The organism is Pseudomonas sp. ADAK2 (assembly GCF_012935755.1).
Classification (GTDB): domain Bacteria; phylum Pseudomonadota; class Gammaproteobacteria; order Pseudomonadales; family Pseudomonadaceae; genus Aquipseudomonas.
Genome location: NZ_CP052862.1, coordinates 4,971,200 through 4,988,626, shown reverse-complemented (window position 1 = coordinate 4,988,626; position 17,427 = coordinate 4,971,200). Strand labels below are relative to the sequence as shown.

Below are 17,427 nucleotides of genomic sequence, written 5' to 3'. Positions count from 1 at the left end.
GATTACCGTTCGGACATTGACCAACAGAAAGGCTTTGGAAGATAAGAATAGCCCGCTATAATCGCCACCGTTTCAAAACGGTAACGTTCCATTGCTACCGTTTTCCCGCCACCTGTCCGAGGGGCGCTGCAGCAGGTCAAACCTGTCAGGCTCGGATGGGGCGTTGACTGGCCCAGGCCAGACACTAAACGCACAACGGCGCCCATTCGCATACATTACGAATGGAGGCTCATCATGAGCGCTGTTATCACGCCTGCAGATTTTACCGATTACAAAGTCGCCGACATGTCCCTGGCTGCCTGGGGCCGTCGCGAAACCATCATCGCCGAATCCGAAATGCCTGCCCTGATGGGTCTGCGCCGCAAGTACGCCGGTGAGCAGCCGCTCAAGGGCGCCAAGATTCTCGGCTGCATCCACATGACCATCCAGACTGCCGTGCTGATCGAAACCCTGGTTGCCCTGGGTGCCGAAGTACGCTGGTCGTCCTGCAACATTTTCTCGACTCAAGACCAGGCCGCTGCAGCTATCGCCGCTGCCGGCATCGCGGTTTACGCCTGGAAAGGCGAGACCGAAGAAGAGTACGAGTGGTGCCTGGAGCAAACCATCCTCAAAGATGGCGCGCCATGGGATGCCAACATGATCCTCGACGACGGCGGCGACCTGACCGAGCTGCTGCACAAGAAATACCCGACGATCCTGGACCGCGTCCACGGCGTCACCGAAGAAACCACCACTGGCGTTCACCGCCTGCTGGACATGCTGGCCAAGGGCGAGCTGAAAATCCCGGCCATCAACGTCAACGACTCGGTAACCAAGAGCAAGAACGACAACAAGTACGGCTGCCGTCACAGCCTGAACGACGCAATCAAGCGCGGCACCGACCACCTGCTGTCCGGCAAGCAAGCGCTGGTCATCGGTTACGGTGACGTGGGCAAGGGCTCCGCTCAGTCCCTGCGTCAGGAAGGTATGATCGTTAAAGTCTCCGAAGTTGACCCGATCTGCGCCATGCAAGCCTGCATGGACGGTTTCGAACTGGTTTCGCCGTTCATCGACGGCATCAACAACGGCACCGAAGCATCCATCGACAAAGCGCTGCTGGGCAAGATCGACCTGATCGTGACCACCACCGGTAACGTCAATGTTTGCGACTCGAACATGCTCAAAGCCCTGAAGAAGCGCGCTGTTGTCTGCAACATCGGCCACTTCGACAACGAAATCGACACCGCTTTCATGCGCAAGAACTGGGCATGGGAAGAAGTGAAGCCACAGGTTCACAAAATCCACCGTACCGGTCCTGGCGCATTCGATGCCCAGAACGACGACTACCTGATCCTGCTGGCCGAAGGCCGTCTGGTAAACCTGGGTAACGCCACCGGTCACCCAAGCCGCATCATGGACGGTTCGTTCGCCAACCAGGTTCTGGCGCAGATCTTCCTGTTCGGCCAGAAGTACGCCGACCTGTCGCCAGCCCAGAAAGCCGAGCGCCTGACCGTTGAAGTACTGCCGAAGAAACTCGACGAAGAAGTGGCCCTGGAAATGGTCCGCGGTTTCGGCGGCGTTGTGACTCAACTGACCAAGACCCAGGCCGACTACATTGGCGTGACCGTCGAAGGCCCGTTCAAGCCGCACGCTTACCGCTACTGATTGGTCCTGCTGCCTGCTCCCCCTGTGGGAGCGGGCTTCTTGTGGCGAGGGAGCTTGCTCCCGCTGGGTCGCGCAGCGGCCCTAAGCTTTGCGACTGCTTCGCAGTCGAACGGGAGCAAGCTCCCTCGCCACACAAGCCCGCTCCCACATGGGCGGGGCAAGCCTTCCAGGCTTACGCGTTTCCAAGGATATGACCATGTCCCAAGACCGTCGCTACAGCTTCGAGTTCTTCCCTACGAAGACCGACGCTGGGCATGAAAAGCTACTCGCCACTGCCCGTCAGTTGGCCACGTACAACCCCGATTTCTTTTCCTGCACCTATGGCGCTGGCGGTTCGACCCGTGATCGCACCATCAACACCGTGTTGCAGCTCGAAAGCGAAGTCAAAGTCCCGGCCGCACCGCATTTGTCTTGCGTGGGCGACAGCAAGGACGACCTGCGCAGCCTGCTGACGCAGTACAAGGCCGCCGGCATTACCCGTATCGTTGCCCTGCGCGGTGACCTGCCTTCGGGCATGGGCATGGCCAGTGGTGAACTGCGCCACGCCAACGATCTGGTTGAATTCATTCGTGAAGAAACCGGCGATCATTTCCACATCGAAGTCGCCGCTTACCCGGAAATGCATCCGCAAGCGCGCAATTTCGAAGACGATCTGAACAACTTCGTGCGCAAGGCCAACGCTGGCGCCGACAGTGCGATCACCCAGTACTTCTTCAACGCCGACAGCTACTTCTACTTCGTCGAGCGTGTACGGGCGATGGGCGTGAACATCCCGATCGTGCCGGGGATCATGCCGATCACCAACTACAGCAAACTCGCACGCTTCTCCGATGCCTGCGGTGCGGAAATCCCGCGCTGGATCCGCAAGCAACTGGAAGCCTACGGCGACGACACCCAGAGCATTCAAGGCTTTGGCGAGCAAGTCATCACCGAAATGTGCGAACGCCTGCTGCAAGGTGGCGCGCCTGGGTTGCACTTCTATACGTTGAACCAGGCTGAGCCGAGCCTGGCGGTGTGGAATAACCTGAAGTTGCCGCGCTAAAAATCGCACAAGCAAGATCAAAAGATCGCAGCCTTCGGCAGCGCCTACAGGGTGAACGCAATCCCATGTAGGCGCTGGCGAAGCCTGCGATCTTTTTCGTTAAACGCCCTTTTATTGTGCAGCAACACACTGAGTTAGAGCTTCTGGATCCCGTTTCTGGCTCTTTACGGTTTCTCGTCGTAATCTCAAGTCATGCCTTTGATCGCGCAGTTACTGACCGTGCTTCTTTTCACTTGCCTGAGCTTCGCCGCTCGGGGCGAGAAGCTGCGTATTGTCACGGAACCGTGGGCGCCGTACGTGTACGAGGAAAACGGCAAACCCCTGGGCCTGGACTACGAAACCACCGCCATCGTCTTCAAACGCCTGGGCATCGAAGTCGAATGGCAATTCCTGCCCTGGAAGCGCTGCCTGTCGATGCTCGACACCGGCCAGGCCGACGGTGCGCTGGATATCTTTCACAGCGATGAACGCGACGCCACCCTGCTCTACCCCAGCGAACCGCTGTCGGAAGTCGAATTCGTGATGTTCTACGCCAACGAACGGCCTCATCCGTTTCGCACACTCGAAGAACTGAAAGGCCTGACCATTGGCACATCGCCGGGTTATCTGTACAGCGAGGACTTCAGCGGTTCGACGCTGTTTACCCGAGAACCGGCGCCCACCCACGAAGCCAATTTCGGCAAACTGCTGCGCGGGCGCATCGACCTGTTGATCACTGACCGCCGGGTCGGCCAGCATTTGCTGGATGAACTGAACATCCGCGACCAGATCAGCGAAAACCCGACAATCATCAGCCACCAGAGCCAATTCCTGGCGGTTCGGCGCAATGCCGGCATGGATTTGCTGGTGCAGCGTTTCGGCGCAGAGCTCAAGCGCTTCAAGCGCGAGCCCGCCTACGCTGAACTGAGCGCCCGTTATGGCGCCGGCCCCAACCCCGAGGTGCAAATCCCAAGCACTACCGCCGCCCGCGGAAAAACCGTTGAGCAGCAGGAAAGCGGCGCGCAGTGATTGCTCTGTTATACTCCGGCGTTCCCGCCAGGCTCACGCCCGGACGCTCGGAATCGTTCAAGGCATCTCGACCCCGCTACAGCGCAGCTTTTCAGCCCGCGCGAGCGCTCCAGACGAGCCTTCGAAACCCAGCAGGACCGGACGGGATTGCGTTCCTCTTAAACGCCATTCGCGCCAGGCAAGACTCCCATTGGGCCAAGCCCTAACTAAAACAGGATTACTCATGTCCTTTGCTTCCCTCGGTCTCTCCGAGGCTTTAGTCCGCGCCATCGAGGCAGCGGGCTATACCGAGCCTACTCCGGTGCAACAGCGGGCTATCCCCGCCGTGTTGCAAGGTCGCGACCTGATGGTCGCGGCGCAGACAGGTACTGGTAAAACCGGCGGCTTCGCCCTTCCGATCCTGGAGCGGTTGTTCCCTAACGGTCACCCGGACAAATCCCAGCGTCACGGCCCGCGCCAACCGCGCGTCCTGGTCCTGACCCCTACCCGCGAACTCGCGGCTCAAGTGCACGAGAGCTTCAAGGTCTATGCCCGTGACCTGAAGTTTGTCAGTGCCTGCATCTTCGGCGGCGTCGGCATGAACCCACAGGTTCAGGCCATGTCCCGCGGTGTTGACGTGCTGGTGGCCTGCCCTGGCCGCCTGCTCGACCTCGCCGGTCAAGGCAGCGTCGATCTGTCCCACGTGGAAATCCTCGTGCTGGACGAAGCCGACCGCATGCTCGACATGGGCTTTGTCCATGACGTGAAAAAGGTCCTTGCCCGTCTGCCGAGCAAACGCCAGAACCTGCTGTTCTCGGCGACCTTCTCCAAAGACATCACCGACCTCGCCGGCAAGCTGCTGCACAACCCGGAACGCATCGAAGTCACGCCGCCGAACACCACGGTCGAGCGCATCGAACAGCGTGTGTTCCGCCTGGCCGCGAGCCACAAGCGTTCGCTGCTGGCGCACCTGATTACCGCCGGCGCCTGGGAACAGGTTCTGGTCTTCACCCGTACCAAGCACGGCGCCAACCGCCTGGCCGAGTACCTGGACAAACACGGCCTGAGCGCCGTGGCCATCCACGGTAACAAGAGCCAGAACGCGCGCACCAAAGCCCTGGCCGACTTCAAGGCCGGCGAAGTGCGCATCCTGGTCGCCACCGACATCGCTGCTCGCGGCCTCGACATCGATCAGTTGCCCCACGTGGTCAACTTTGAACTGCCGAACGTCGATGAAGACTACGTGCACCGTATCGGCCGTACTGGCCGTGCCGGCCGCTCGGGCGAGGCGATCTCGCTGGTGGCCCCGGATGAAGAGAAGCTGCTGAAAAGCATCGAGCGCATGACCAAGCAGAAGATTGCCGACGGCAACCTGATGGGCTTCGACTCCAGCGCTGTAGAAGCCGAGAAACCCGAAGTTCGCGAGCGTCCGGATGTGCGTAACCCGCGCAACCCACGTGGCCCGCGCGGCGACGGTCCGAACGGCACTGGCGGTGGCGGCGGTCGTAAAGACAAAGGCAAGGACAAGGGCGGCAAGGAAAAAGCGCCTGCTGCCACTGGCCGTGGCGATCGCCCGGCCCGTGAACACAAGCCACGTGAAGGCACTCCGGCGCGCGAACAACAACGTCCGGCGCCACGCGCTGCGGCGGCTGATCGTGCTCCGGACGAGTTCCTCGACGATGACGTGGATAACTTCGGTAACCGCGTTGACTACGTGCCACAGGCCAAACCGGCCCAGGGCCGTGGCCGTCGTCCGGGTGCTCCGGCACCAGGCGCGGCAGCTGGCGCAGGTGCTGGTGCTCCGCGCACCGGCGGCAAGCCTCAGGGCCGCCAGAGCGGTCCGCGCAGCAGCGACGGCGCCACCACCGGCACCCCGCCAGCCAAGCGCAGCGGCCCACGCAACGGCGCGCCACGTGACGGTCAGGCCCGTCGCGAAGATTCCCGCAACCGCCGCCCGGCCCGCACCGACGACCAGCCTCGTTCCGAACCGGCCGTGCAGAACCCGCGTGGCCCGGCACCGAAGATCATCCATAAAGAGTCGAAGACCGATCGGTTCCCGACTCCAGAGCAACTGGATCAACTGCCAGGCCGCCCGCGCGGCGAAAAACCAGCGTTGCTGACTCGCAATCGCTGATTTAACGCCGCCATAAAAAATGCCCCGGATCGCGAGATCCGGGGCATTTTTTTGCGCGCCACAAACCTGTAGGAGCGAGGCTTGCCCGCGAAGGCGCCATCCGCCACACCACAGAAACCGCGTTGCCCTCATTCGCGGGCAAGCCTCGCTCCGACAGGATTGCGGTGCAGCGCAAGTTTCGTTCGGCAATAAAAAACGCCCTCGATCATGAGATCGGGGGCGTTTTTGTGTCAGGCGCGAATGTTACTTCGCTTTGACACCTTCAAACGTTACGTACAACTCAACTGCGTCGGACGATGGACCCAGGTCTTTCTGCTTGCCGAAGTCGGAACGCTTCAGGTTGGTAGTACCTTCGAAGCCGGCACGGTAGCCGCCCCATGGATCCTTGCCTTCACCCAGGAAAGTGGCCTTGACCACGACTGGCTTGGTCACGCCAGCAATCGTCAGGTCGCCGGTCACGTCAGCTGTGTCTTTACCAGCGGCGTTTTTACCGGTGGATTTGACGCTGGTGGAGACGAAGGTGGCTTTAGCGAATTTGCTCGCGTTCAGGAAGTCACCGCTGCTGATGTGCTTGTCGCGTTCAGCGTTATTGGTGAACACGCTGGCGGTGTTGACGTTGAACTCGATTTTGCTGTCTTCCGGCTTGGCGGCATCGAAGCTGAACTTGCCGTCGATATCCTTGAACGTACCGGTGATGAAGCTGTAGCCCAGGTGGCTGATCTTGAAGTCAACGAAGGCGTGCTGGCCTTCTTTGTCGACGACGTAGTCAGCGGCCATTACGCTACCGGCCGACAGCAGCGCGGAACCGATTGCCAGAGCGGCGAGGGTCTTTTTCAACATGCTTTCTATTCCTTTGGAGTCGAGGTTGAACTTCAAGCTTTGCGGCCGAGCATTCGCGTCAGCGTCGCATCACGGTCGATAAAGTGGTGCTTCAATGCTGCCAACGCGTGGAGACCGGAAAAAATTACCAATACCCACGCCAGGTACAGATGAATCACACCGGCGGTGTCTGCCTGGTCCGGTAGTCCGGAAACCAGTGCAGGAATCTCAAACAGGCCAAACACCGGGATCCCGACACCGTCTGCGGTGGAAATCAGGTAACCGGCAATCATCACAGCGAACAGACTGATGTACAGGAACGAATGGCCGAACTTGGCGCCAAGGCGCGTCATGCGGCTATAGCTCTGCAAGGCCGGCGGTGGCGGGCTGATGAAGCGCCACAGCACCCGCAGCAGCATGATGGCAAACAGTGTCAGGCCAATGCTTTTATGCAGGTCCGGCGCATCTTTGCGCCACGTGCTGTAGTAATCCAGACCGACCATCCACAGGCCCAACGCGAACAGCCCAAAGACTGCAAGCGCTACACCCCAGTGCAGGAAAACGCTGACCCAACCATAGCGCGAAGAAGAGTTACGTAGCTGCATTGCCCAAATCCTGTGAGAACTGCGACCAAGACTATCGAGTTATCTATCGATTTAAAGCGGAAAATTTCGCTTTGAAATATCGAGAAATACGATCAAGAGTCTCTTAGGGAAGCGTTAAGGAAAGATTAAAGACGCCAATGAGTGAAAAAACAGGTAGCCCAACTAAAGAACACCTTTCTCACAGGGTTTATTCAAATCTTGAACCCGATTTTCTTCGGGCATAAAAAAAGCGCGGCATCACTGCCGCGCTTTCTTTCAACGCAAAGCCTTACTGGGCTTTGGTATCTGTCGCTGTCGGTGTCGTTGCAGCAGGCTTCTTGGCCGCTGGTTTCTTCGCCGGTTCAGCTTTTTTGGCCGGAGCCTTTTTCGCTTCGGTTTTCGCCGCTGGCTTCTTCACTGCTGGCTTGGCCGCTTTTTTCGCAGGCTCGGCTTTGACCGGTACCGCTGGCTTCGGCGCTTCAACCGGAGCGGGGGCCGGAGTCGGCGCAGGAGCTGGAGCCGGTGCCGGAGCAGGCGCTACTGGCTCAGGTGCCTTGGCCGGTGCTGGCTTGTCATCCGAACCACCAAACAGGTTGGTGAAGAAGTTACCTTTCTTCGCCGCCACCGCGCCGGCCGCTGCTGCGGTCGCTGCCGGCACAACTTTTACCGGTTCAAACGACTTGCCCGCCGCCAGGTCTTCAACCTGACTGGCTGCACGCTGACCGGTGCGCAGTGCGCCTTCCAGGGTGCCCGGGTACAAGGTGTCAGTGTGTTCGCCGGCGAACGCTACCCGTTGCAGCGGACGTTCCCACAGGCGCCAGTACTTGCTGATCTGGCCCGGGCCGAAGGCCAGGTAGGCGCCGCCCATCGATGGGTCGGTGCTGTAGCGACGGATTTCATAACCGGTGAACGAACCGCGCGCCTGTGGATAAAACGCGTGCAGGCGAATCAACACCTGATCGACCATCTGCTTGTCGCCGAAAGCCTGCATGACGCGAGCGTTGTCGCCGGACAGGTTGATCACCACGTTGGCGCCGCCCTTCAGGGCCGGTTCGATCCACAACATACCGAGGCCGGCGTTGCTGTAGATCTCGCCGGACATCCGCGCCTTGCTTTCCCACACTGGCGTCTTGAACTTCAGCATGATCTGGTCGCGCCAGCCGTAGTTGGTGCCCTTGATCGCGCCCATGTGCTGGGCATCCAGCGCCGGGGTCATGGCGATCTTGTTCAGGGCGCGCAACGGCACGGCCACAACGACGTAGTCAGCCTGGTAACCCACGCTGCCGACTTTGACAGTCACGCTGTCCTTGTCCTGGGTGATGGACGAGACCGGGGAGCTGGTCTTGATGGTTTTCAGCTGTTTGACGAAGGCCTGGGCCAACACCGGGCTGCCGCCGAGCAGGCGCGAAGCGCGCAGGTCACGGTCGGAAACACCACGGTAAACCCGGTTCTGCTGCGCGAAGTACAGCAGCGACAGGCGCGAAGGTTCGTCGTAATGGGTACGAATCTCCTGATTGACCAATTGGCGCGCCGTAGCAGGCAACGCCAGACGATCAAGCCAGTTAGAGACGTTGATCTGATCCAGGGCATGCAGCGTGTTGTTCGCGGCCGGGTTCTGCGGATCTTCGATCGAGCGGGCCAGGTCATCCACGGTTTTTTCGTAGCGCTTGAGCGCTTCGGCGGTGACCGGGTCCTTGGTCGCCAGATCCGCGGCGGTGTAATACACGCCGTCGATCAGATATCCCGGCGTACGCACGAATTCCGGGGCTGGCGTGGTGCTCAGCTTGAAGGTCGACACGTACTTGTTCAGCACCGGCTGGGTCTTGTCGTTGCCGATCCACTCGCTGGTGGCCATGCCGGAGCGACCGCCCAGGCTCGGCTTGGCTTCCAGCAGGGTCACCTGCCAGCCTTTGTTTTGCAGCTCGTACGCCGCGGTCAGGCCCGAAAGCCCGCCGCCGATCACGATCGCCGTTTTATCCTTGGCCAGCGCCGAAACGCTGAACAGCCCCAACATCACCAGCGCACAGGCGCGCAGCCAACCAGCAGACATTCAGCGAACTCCGGAAATCAGGTAGGAAAAAGCAGTTTTGCGAGTCAGACGACTCAAAGAACCGCGAAGAATACGTCAGCCATCAAAACGCCGCCAGCGACGTCTATCGCCCCTTACAAAGTAGCTCAATCGACACAATGGGTTGTCCCGGCGCGACGCATTGCATAGGCTTGCGCGATTGTTTGCCCGCGCCTGCCGCGGACCGCCTCGAGGAGACTGTAAATGGGCCTGAATAATCAGTGGATGCAACGGGACCTGGCCGTGTTGTGGCACCCCTGCACCCAGATGAAAGACCACGAACAGCTGCCGCTGATCCCGATCAAGCGCGGTGAAGGCATCTGGCTGGAAGACTTCGAAGGCAAGCGCTACCTCGACGCCGTCAGTTCCTGGTGGGTCAACGTGTTCGGGCACGCCAACCCGCGGATCAACCAGCGCATCAAGGACCAGGTCGATCAACTGGAGCACGTGATCCTCGCCGGTTTCAGCCATCAACCGGTGATCGAGCTGTCCGAGCGCCTGGTGAAGATGACCCCGGAAGGCCTGACCCGGTGCTTCTACGCCGATAACGGCTCGTCCTGCATCGAAGTTGCGCTGAAAATGAGCTTTCACTACTGGCTCAACCGCGGCCAGCCGAACAAGAAGCGCTTTGTCACGCTGACCAACGGCTACCACGGCGAAACCATGGCGGCCATGGCAGTGGGCGACGTGCCGCTGTTCACCGAAACCTACAAAGCCCTGCTGATGGACACCATCAAGGTGCCGAGCCCGGATTGCTACCTGCGCCCGGAAGGCATGAGCTGGGAAGAACACTCGCGCAACATGTTCGTCGCCATGGAACAGACCCTGGCCGAGAACCACGACAGCGTCGCTGCCGTGATCCTTGAGCCGTTGATTCAGGGCGCGGGCGGCATGCGCATGTACCACCCGGTCTACCTCAAGCTGCTGCGTGAAGCCTGCGACCGCTATGGCGTGCACCTGATCCACGACGAAATCGCCGTCGGCTTCGGCCGTACCGGGACGATGTTCGCCTGCGAACAGGCCGGCATCCGTCCGGACTTCCTCTGCCTGTCCAAGGCCCTGACCGGCGGTTACCTGCCGCTGGCGGCGGTGTTGACCACCGACGACGTCTACAGCGCGTTCTACGACGACTACCCGACCCTGCGCGCCTTCCTCCATTCCCACAGCTACACCGGCAACCCGCTGGCGTGCGCGGCGGCCTTGGCGACGCTGGATATCTTCGAAGAAGACAACGTCATCGAAAACAACAAGGCCCTGGCCCAGCGCATGGCCACCTCCACCGCGCACCTGGTCGATCACCCGAACGTCGCGGAAGTGCGCCAGACCGGCATGGTCCTGGCCATCGAGATGGTCAAGGACAAGGCGACCAAGGAAGCCTACCCGTGGCAGGAGCGCCGTGGCTTGAAAGTGTTCAAGCACGCGCTGGAGCGTGGTGCTTTACTTCGTCCGTTGGGCAGCGTGGTGTACTTCCTGCCGCCTTATGTGATTACCCCGGAGCAGATCGACTTCCTGGCGGAAGTGGCCAGTGAAGGGATCGACATTGCGACGCGCAATAGCGTCAGCGTGTCGGTGCCGGAAGATTTTCACCCGGGCTTCCGTGATCCAGGCTAACAGTCACTGCAAAACCCTGTGGCGAGGGAGCTTGCTCCCGCTGGAGGCCGAAGGACTCCCAACCCCACTCAACGCGGTACATCAGAAACACCGCGCTGAATGGATTGGCGACTGCTTCGCAGCCGAGCGGGAGCAAGCTCCCTCGCCACAGGCAAGCCCCCTCGCCACAAAGAGTCAGCAGCCACAAAAGCGATTCCGAGCCAATTTTTAGAGACCCAAGATGAGACTGTCCCGCTTCTTTATCGACGCCCCCCTGAGCACCGGCGAACACGAGTTGCCCGAAGCCCAGGCCCATTACATCAGCCGCGTGCTGCGCATGGCCGAGGGTGATGCGGTGCAATTGTTCGACGGCTCGGGCCACGAGTTTCGTGGTTCGCTGGTGGAAGTCGGCAAGAAGCGCGTGGTGGTGCAGCTCGATGAAAGCTTCATCGGCCAGGTCGAGTCGCCGCTGCAGATCCATCTCGGCCAAGGCTTGTCCCGTGGCGAGCGGATGGATTGGGCGATTCAGAAAGCCACTGAGCTGGGCGTCAGCGAAATCACCCCGATCTTCACCGACCGCTGCGAAGTCCGGCTCAAGGACGAACGCGCCGACAAACGCCTGCTGCATTGGCGCCAGGTGGCAATCAGCGCGTGCGAACAGTGTGGGCGCTCACGGGTGCCGGTGATTCATCCGCCGTTGTTGTTGGCGGATTGGTTGAAGCAGACCGAGGCTGAGTTGAAGTTGGTGCTGCATCCGGTGGCGGAGCCGTTGGTGAGTCATGCCAAGCCTGCGACCCTGGCGTTTCTGATCGGGCCTGAAGGTGGGTTGTCGGATGCGGAAGTGGATCAGGCCAAAGGGGCGGGTTTTCATGCGGCTCGGCTGGGGCCGCGGGTGTTGCGCACCGAGACGGCGCCAGTGGTGGCGTTGGCGGTGGCCCAGCAGCTTTGGGGTGATTTCTAAAAAGATCGCAGCCTTTGATCGTTCCCACGCTCTGCGTGGGAATGCCTCTTCGGACGCTCTGCGTTCGGCTCTGTATGGGACGCGGAGCGTCCCGGGCTGCATTCCCACGCGGAGCGTGGGAACGATCAGGATCAGGATCAGGTGGCGGTTATTGCACCGGGTCACTCACCGGTTTGGCGATGATCGCTTTCAGCTCGCTGGTCATTGGGAATTCCAGGTTCAAACCTTTAGGCGGAATCGGCTGCTGGAACCAGCGGTTGTAGATGCCGTTGATTTCCCCTGAGCTGTACAGATCAGCCAGCGTCGAATTCACCAATTCGAGAAATTGCGGGTCGCCCTTGCGCACCATGCAGCTGTAGATTTCCCGCGATTGTTCCTCACCCACCACGACCCAGTTATGCGGATCGCGCGCCTTGGCCCGTTCGCCGTAGAGCAGCGCATCGTCCATGTAAAACGCCGCCGCCCTGCCCGACTGCAGCATCTGGAACGCTTCGCCATGGTCCTTGGCGCTGATCACGAACATGTCGATCTTGTGGTCAACGTTGTAGCTCTTCAAAAACCGCTCGTTGGTGGTGCCGGCGGTGGTCACGACATTCTTGCCGCGCAGGTCGGCGAAGCTTTTGATGCCGCTGTCCTTGGCCGTGAGCAACTGCCCCTTCACATAAATAAACCCGTAGGAAAACGCCACTTGCTGCATGCGCTCGGCCGTCACTCCGGTGGAACCGCACTCAAGGTCGACCGTGCCGTTCTGCACCAACGGAATACGGGTTTGCGAGGTCACCAGGTTGTACTTCACCTGCAGGTTCGGCTGATCGAGTTTTTGCTTGATGCGCTCGACAATCTTGCCCGCCAGATCCACCGAGTAGCCCATCGGCTGCCCCGAGTGATCACCCACGTAGGAGAACGGCACCGACGCATCGCGGTAGCCCAGGGTGATGCTCTTGGCATTGGCGACCTTGTTCAGCGTGCCAGTCAGCGGCGCTTCATTGGCCTGGACCTGACTGCCAAGCAGCAGGCCGAGTGTGCAGCCGATCAACGTGATTTTTTGCATTGTTATTCTCCGTTGTGGGTGGGGCGATTAGCGGCGGGCGGCGATCACGGTGATTTCCACCAGCACTTCCGGGTGGGCCAGTTGTGCCTGCAATGTGGTGCGGGTCGGCGCCTTGCCCGGCGACAGCCAGTGTGACCAGAGCTCGTTCATGGCGGCGAAATCGCGGCCAATGTCGCTCAAGTAAATGGTCGCGCTGAGCAGGTGATCCTTGTCGCTGCCCGCCTCGGCGAGCAGCGCATCGATTTTCGCCAGGACCTCGGCGGTCTGGCCGCTGATGTCGCGGCTGTCGCCCGGCACCTGGCCCGAGAGAAACACCAGTTCGCCAAAGGTCAGGACGGCGGAGAGTCGGCTGTTGCTGTTGATTCGGTTGATGCTCATCGGTTCTTCCTTATCAAGTCAGGCGACGCGAGGCGCGAGGCCGTGCATTTCAATCGAAGGTGCGCGCTGCGTCAGCAAATCGCTGAGCAACCGCGCGCTGCCGCAAGCCAAGGTGAAACCCAGCGCGCCATGGCCGAGGTTGAGCCAGAGATTGCGGTACGCCGTGGCGCCAATCAGCGGCACACCACTGGGGGTCGCCGGACGCATCCCGGCCCATTCAATGGCGGCGTCGTAGTCGCCGGCATCGGGCAAGGTGTCCTCGGCCTGGCGTTTGATCAGCGCCAGGCGCTTGGGATCGAGCGCCGGGTCGAAACCGACAATATCGACCATCGCCGCCACCCGCAGTTGAGCACCGATGCGTGCGTAGACGATCTTGCGGTTGTAATCGGTGATGCTCAGGTCCGGCGCGCGATGTTCGGCGCGAATCGGCGCGGTCAGGCTATAGCCCTTGAGCGGGTACAGCGGCAGGTTCATACCGGGCAACGCCAGCGCCGGGCTGCGATGCCCGGCCGCGATTACCAATTGCTCGACCGGCAACACCTGCGCGCCCATTTCAATGGCCTGCACCGCGCCGTCCGAATGACGAATGCTGGTGACCGTTTGCCCGAGCAAAAACTCGCAACGCCCTGACGCTTTTAGCCGGGCCACCAATTGCTGGCAGAACCCGTGGCAGTCGGCGACTTCTTCATCCGGGGTGTAAATCGCGCCCACGAATGGCGCCTCGGCGAGTGCCGGTTCCAGTTGGGCGCATTCGGCCCGGGACAACACTTGCTGTTGTTGCGGATCCGCCAGACCGTGGCGCGCATGCTCAAAACTCGCGGCCTCACGAAACGTCACCAGTTTGCCGTTGCGCCGCCAGTCGAAACCGTCGAGGCGATCTTCCTCGCGCCAGCCTTGCAGCGTCGTCTGACTGAGCAGCGCCAGGCGCAGCAGATGCGCGCTGTTGCGCTGGTTCACCGAGCTGCGGCAGGCCGCCAGAAACGAAGCCATCCAGCGCCATTGCGCCGGGTCCAGCCGTGGGCGCAGCTTCAGGGGCGAGTCACCGCGCAGCATCCAGCCAATCGCCTGCAACGGTACGCCGGCATCGGCCAGCGGCGCGACGTAGCGGTAGGACAGTTGGCCGCCGTTGGCGAAACTGGTTTCGCTGGCCAGCGAATCCCGGGCCTCGACCAGCGTCACGTCGATGCCGTCGCGCACCAGTGCGTAAGCCGTTGTCAGCCCGATGACGCCGCCGCCGATGATGCAAACCCGCTGAGCCATGTCTGTCCTTAACCGTTGTTGAAACAGGCCTCAGGTTAGGACCAGGTGACAGCCGTTGAACAATGCATAAAGATGGCTGACCCATAAACAAAGGTTATGGACTCGCCATGCGCCTGCGCCACATCGAGATTTTCCAAGCCATTCGCCAGACCGGTTCGGTCAGTGGTGCCGCCCAGTTGCTGCACGTCTCGCAACCAGCCGTGAGCAAAGTGCTGCAACACGCCGAGCAGCAATTGGGCTTTGCGTTGTTCCTGCGGGTGCGCGGTAAATTGCAGGTCACGCCCGAAGCGCTGGAGCTTGAGCGCGAGGTCGATAAGGTCACCGAAAGCCTGCAAGGGGTGCGGCGCCTGGCCCAGAGCCTGCGCCGCGAGCCGGGCCACAGCGTGCGGATTGGTGCGATCCCGGCGTTGGCGCTGTCGCTGCTGCCACCGGCCATCAACGAATGGACGCAACGTTACCCGGACATCGTCTGCGAACTGTCCAGCGCCCACAGCCGTGAGCTGATGCAGAACCTGTTGATGCGCGAAGTGGATGTCGCCCTGACGTTGCAGCCGCCGGATCATCCGGGGCTGAAGGCCCAAGCCCTGGCCAGTGGCATGCTGGTGGCGCTGGCACCGCTGGGCTATTGGCCCGTCGCCAGCCACGGGCAACCGTTGCCTCTGATCGAACTGGCCGGCGCGCCGCTGATCGGCCTGTCCAGCGCCGACCCGCTGGCTGCCCGGCTCGACAGTTACCTGGAAGCAGTCGATCCGCCGCCACGGGTGCGCATCGCCGTGCAGACCTATTCGCTGGCGCGGGCCATGGTGGAATCCGGGGCCGGGCTGGCGGTCATCGACCCGTTCACCGCGCTCGGCGCCTCCCCCGCCGCCACCGCGATTCGACCTCTGGCGCCGGCGCTGCCGATCACCCTGTACGCCGTGACCCGCGCCGATGAACCGCCGCCGCACACCTTGAGCGACTTGTTGCAGGTCTTCAGCCGAAGGGCGCAGGCGCAACTGGATCGTTTGATCCCGTAGCCGCCTCAGAGGACGTAAAACAGGATCGCCACAAAGTGCAGCAGGCTCCCGGCGATCACGAACAAATGCCAGATGCCGTGGGCATGGCGCAGACGATGGTCGAGGGCAAAAAAGATAATCCCCACGGTGTACAACACCCCGCCCGACGCCAGCCAGGCGAAACCGGTAGCGCCCAGTGCCGCGAGCAGCGGCTTGACCGCCACCAGCACGATCCAGCCCATCACCGCGTAGATCACGATCGAGAGGATCCGCGCTTCCGAACGCGGCTTGATCTCTTGCAGGATGCCGATCAGCGCCAACCCCCAGACAATCCCGAACAACGTCCAGCCCCACGGCCCGCGCAGGGTCACCAGGCAGAACGGCGTGTAGCTGCCGGCAATCAGCAGATAGATCGAAAAGTGATCAACTTTCTGCAGGATCTCTTTTTTGCGCCCGCGCACGCTGTGGTAAGCGGTCGAGGCGCTGTAGAGCACCATCAGAGAGAAACCGTAAATCGCCACGCTGACTATCTTCCACGGGTCGCCACTCATACTGGCGATCACCAGCATCCACACCGCCCCCAGCGTCGCCGCCACCGCCCCGACCAGATGGGTCCAGGCGTTCAATCGTTCCCCGTGATACATGTATCGCTGCCCTCAAAGTTCGTTACAACATGGCGCAAGGCTCAGGCCTTGAGACTAAAAGCGCAATGTTTCAGGACACATATCCCCGTATTCCCCACATCCGTGCACAATCGAGCCATTCGAATAAGAGTCCGGCCCATGCTGATCGACGAAGAGTTGACCCTGAAAAAACTCGAGGTGTTCCTGGCCTTCATGCGCACCGGCAACCTGGCCCGGGCCGCCGCCGAGTTGCAGACCAGCAACGTCAGCGTGCACCGGGCGATCCATTCCCTGGAAAGTGCCCTGCGTTGTCCGTTGTTCAAGCATGAGGGTCGCAACCTGACGCCGCTGGAAAGCGCGTATGTGCTGGAAGAACGGGCGCAGAAGCTGATCCAGGACGTGGTCGAGAGCGTACGCCTGACCCGTGAAGCCGCCGGGTTCTCGGCGGAACGCTTCAAGCTCGGCTCGCTGTATTCGCTGACGGTGAAGACCGTGCCGCAGCTGATCATGGGCCTGAAAATTCGCCGCAGCGAACTCAACATCGACCTGATCCTCGGCTCGAACATCGACCTGCTGTACAAGCTGAAGAACATGGAAGTGGACGCGATCCTCGTGTCCCTGGACGACAGCATCAACGACCCGGATTGCGAGCATATCCAACTGTTCTCCGACGACATCTTCCTTGCCACCCCGGCGGACTCGAAGTTTGCCCAACGGGCGGAAGTCGACCTCGCGGAAGTGCGCGACGAAACCTTCATCACCCTGACCCAGGGCTTCGCCACGCACCAGGACGGGATCCGGGTGTTCAAGCAAGCGGGGTTCGAGCCGAAGGTGGCGATGCAGGTCAACGACATCTTCACCCTGCTGAGCATGGTCAGCTCGGGGGTCGGTTATGCGTTGCTGCCGGGCAGGATTGCGGCGGTGTATGAGAATCGGGTGAAGCTGATTCCATTGCAGGAAAAGTACCGGTTGCAACAGCACATTGGCGTGGTGTTTTTGAAGGCCAAGGAGCGCGATCCGAATTTGCTGGCGTTGCTGGCGGAGTGTCGGATGTATGCCAATCGCCAAGCTTGAGACCCTGTGGCGAGGGAGCTTGCTCCCGCTCGGGTGCGCAGCACCCGCAAGAATTGGGGCTGCTGCGCAGCCCAGCGGGAGCAAGCTCCCTCGCCACAAAAAGCAGTCAGCGTTTTGATCATTCCCACGCTGATCGTTCCCACGCTCCGCGTGGGAATGCAGCCCGGGACGCTCCGCGTCCCTACTCAAGCGTGACGCAGAGCGTCACAGGAGGCAT

Annotated in this window: 15 protein-coding genes and 1 riboswitch; of the genes, 8 read left to right on the top strand and 7 right to left on the bottom strand. The window is 61.0% G+C overall.

What is annotated here, in order from left to right:
* Positions 1–112 precede the first annotated feature (112 nt).
* Positions 113–211, top strand: a riboswitch (S-adenosyl-L-homocysteine riboswitch).
* A gap of 23 nt (positions 212–234) precedes the next feature.
* The 4 genes from ahcY (at position 235) to HKK52_RS22890 (ending at position 5,807) form a co-directional block, all read left to right on the top strand.
* Entirely contained in the window at positions 235–1,644 is a 1,410-nt protein-coding gene (gene ahcY / locus HKK52_RS22905; protein WP_169372703.1) for an adenosylhomocysteinase, read from the top strand.
* 196 nt (positions 1,645–1,840) lie between these two features.
* A complete protein-coding gene (gene metF, locus HKK52_RS22900; protein ID WP_123599646.1) occupies positions 1,841–2,686 on the top strand; it encodes a methylenetetrahydrofolate reductase [NAD(P)H] in 846 nt (281 codons plus the stop codon).
* A 192-nt stretch (positions 2,687–2,878) separates the two neighbouring features.
* On the top strand, positions 2,879–3,694 hold the full coding sequence (locus HKK52_RS22895; protein ID WP_169372702.1) for a substrate-binding periplasmic protein: 816 nt from the start codon (positions 2,879–2,881) through the stop codon (positions 3,692–3,694).
* Between the two features lie 223 nt (positions 3,695–3,917).
* Positions 3,918–5,807 carry a DEAD/DEAH box helicase gene (locus HKK52_RS22890; protein ID WP_169372701.1) on the top strand — a complete coding sequence of 630 codons (1,890 nt, stop codon included), beginning with the start codon at positions 3,918–3,920 and terminating at the stop codon, positions 5,805–5,807.
* 243 nt (positions 5,808–6,050) lie between these two features.
* Here HKK52_RS22890 and HKK52_RS22885 read toward each other — a convergent pair whose 3' ends face one another.
* The 3 genes from HKK52_RS22885 to HKK52_RS22875 all read right to left on the bottom strand — a co-directional run bounded on the left by HKK52_RS22885 (position 6,051) and on the right by HKK52_RS22875 (position 9,260).
* Positions 6,051–6,647, bottom strand: coding sequence for a YceI family protein (locus HKK52_RS22885; protein ID WP_169372700.1), 597 nt, complete (start codon positions 6,645–6,647; stop codon positions 6,051–6,053).
* A 32-nt stretch (positions 6,648–6,679) separates the two neighbouring features.
* On the bottom strand, positions 6,680–7,231 hold the full coding sequence (locus HKK52_RS22880) for a cytochrome b (protein ID WP_169372699.1): 552 nt from the start codon (positions 7,229–7,231) through the stop codon (positions 6,680–6,682).
* Between the two features lie 268 nt (positions 7,232–7,499).
* Positions 7,500–9,260, bottom strand: a complete 1,761-nt coding sequence (locus HKK52_RS22875) for a flavin monoamine oxidase family protein (RefSeq protein ID WP_169372698.1) — start codon at positions 9,258–9,260, stop codon at positions 7,500–7,502.
* 222 nt (positions 9,261–9,482) lie between these two features.
* On the opposite strand from HKK52_RS22875, the gene HKK52_RS22870 reads away from it, so the two are divergent.
* Entirely contained in the window at positions 9,483–10,889 is a 1,407-nt protein-coding gene (locus HKK52_RS22870; protein ID WP_169372697.1) for an adenosylmethionine--8-amino-7-oxononanoate transaminase, read from the top strand.
* Positions 10,890–11,109: 220 nt separating this feature from the next.
* Positions 11,110–11,829: a 16S rRNA (uracil(1498)-N(3))-methyltransferase gene (locus HKK52_RS22865; RefSeq protein WP_169372696.1), complete on the top strand. Its 720-nt coding sequence runs from the start codon at positions 11,110–11,112 to the stop codon at positions 11,827–11,829.
* 148 nt (positions 11,830–11,977) lie between these two features.
* Here the strand turns inward: HKK52_RS22865 and HKK52_RS22860 are convergent, their stop codons facing one another.
* Genes HKK52_RS22860 through HKK52_RS22850 form a run of 3 tightly spaced genes read right to left on the bottom strand, consistent with a single transcriptional unit; the run spans position 11,978 to position 14,518 of the window.
* Positions 11,978–12,880: a transporter substrate-binding domain-containing protein gene (locus HKK52_RS22860; RefSeq protein ID WP_169372695.1), complete on the bottom strand. Its 903-nt coding sequence runs from the start codon at positions 12,878–12,880 to the stop codon at positions 11,978–11,980.
* Positions 12,881–12,907: 27 nt separating this feature from the next.
* Positions 12,908–13,258 carry a RidA family protein gene (locus HKK52_RS22855; RefSeq protein ID WP_169372694.1) on the bottom strand — a complete coding sequence of 117 codons (351 nt, stop codon included), beginning with the start codon at positions 13,256–13,258 and terminating at the stop codon, positions 12,908–12,910.
* An 18-nt stretch (positions 13,259–13,276) separates the two neighbouring features.
* Positions 13,277–14,518 carry a D-amino acid dehydrogenase gene (locus tag HKK52_RS22850; protein WP_169372693.1) on the bottom strand — a complete coding sequence of 414 codons (1,242 nt, stop codon included), beginning with the start codon at positions 14,516–14,518 and terminating at the stop codon, positions 13,277–13,279.
* 107 nt (positions 14,519–14,625) lie between these two features.
* On the opposite strand from HKK52_RS22850, the gene HKK52_RS22845 reads away from it, so the two are divergent.
* Entirely contained in the window at positions 14,626–15,534 is a 909-nt protein-coding gene (locus HKK52_RS22845; RefSeq protein WP_169372692.1) for a LysR family transcriptional regulator, read from the top strand.
* 5 nt (positions 15,535–15,539) lie between these two features.
* Here HKK52_RS22845 and trhA read toward each other — a convergent pair whose 3' ends face one another.
* Positions 15,540–16,157 (bottom strand): PAQR family membrane homeostasis protein TrhA, encoded by a 618-nt coding sequence (gene trhA / locus HKK52_RS22840; RefSeq protein WP_169372691.1) that lies wholly within the window; start codon positions 16,155–16,157, stop codon positions 15,540–15,542.
* A gap of 138 nt (positions 16,158–16,295) precedes the next feature.
* Here trhA and HKK52_RS22835 point away from each other — a divergent pair, with 138 nt between their 5' ends.
* Complete coding sequence (locus HKK52_RS22835) at positions 16,296–17,210, top strand: LysR family transcriptional regulator (protein ID WP_054616913.1); 915 nt, start codon at positions 16,296–16,298, stop codon at positions 17,208–17,210.
* Positions 17,211–17,427 lie beyond the last annotated feature (217 nt).

Coding starts and splice junctions, on each gene's coding strand:
- ahcY (WP_169372703.1), top strand. CDS start 235: ATGAGCGCTGTTATCACGCCTGCAGATTTTACCGATTACAAAGTCGCC.
- metF (WP_123599646.1), top strand. CDS start 1,841: ATGTCCCAAGACCGTCGCTACAGCTTCGAGTTCTTCCCTACGAAGACC.
- HKK52_RS22895 (WP_169372702.1), top strand. CDS start 2,879: ATGCCTTTGATCGCGCAGTTACTGACCGTGCTTCTTTTCACTTGCCTG.
- HKK52_RS22890 (WP_169372701.1), top strand. CDS start 3,918: ATGTCCTTTGCTTCCCTCGGTCTCTCCGAGGCTTTAGTCCGCGCCATC.
- HKK52_RS22885 (WP_169372700.1), bottom strand. CDS start 6,647: ATGTTGAAAAAGACCCTCGCCGCTCTGGCAATCGGTTCCGCGCTGCTG.
- HKK52_RS22880 (WP_169372699.1), bottom strand. CDS start 7,231: ATGCAGCTACGTAACTCTTCTTCGCGCTATGGTTGGGTCAGCGTTTTC.
- HKK52_RS22875 (WP_169372698.1), bottom strand. CDS start 9,260: ATGTCTGCTGGTTGGCTGCGCGCCTGTGCGCTGGTGATGTTGGGGCTG.
- HKK52_RS22870 (WP_169372697.1), top strand. CDS start 9,483: ATGGGCCTGAATAATCAGTGGATGCAACGGGACCTGGCCGTGTTGTGG.
- HKK52_RS22865 (WP_169372696.1), top strand. CDS start 11,110: ATGAGACTGTCCCGCTTCTTTATCGACGCCCCCCTGAGCACCGGCGAA.
- HKK52_RS22860 (WP_169372695.1), bottom strand. CDS start 12,880: ATGCAAAAAATCACGTTGATCGGCTGCACACTCGGCCTGCTGCTTGGC.
- HKK52_RS22855 (WP_169372694.1), bottom strand. CDS start 13,258: ATGAGCATCAACCGAATCAACAGCAACAGCCGACTCTCCGCCGTCCTG.
- HKK52_RS22850 (WP_169372693.1), bottom strand. CDS start 14,518: ATGGCTCAGCGGGTTTGCATCATCGGCGGCGGCGTCATCGGGCTGACA.
- HKK52_RS22845 (WP_169372692.1), top strand. CDS start 14,626: ATGCGCCTGCGCCACATCGAGATTTTCCAAGCCATTCGCCAGACCGGT.
- trhA (WP_169372691.1), bottom strand. CDS start 16,157: ATGTATCACGGGGAACGATTGAACGCCTGGACCCATCTGGTCGGGGCG.
- HKK52_RS22835 (WP_054616913.1), top strand. CDS start 16,296: ATGCTGATCGACGAAGAGTTGACCCTGAAAAAACTCGAGGTGTTCCTG.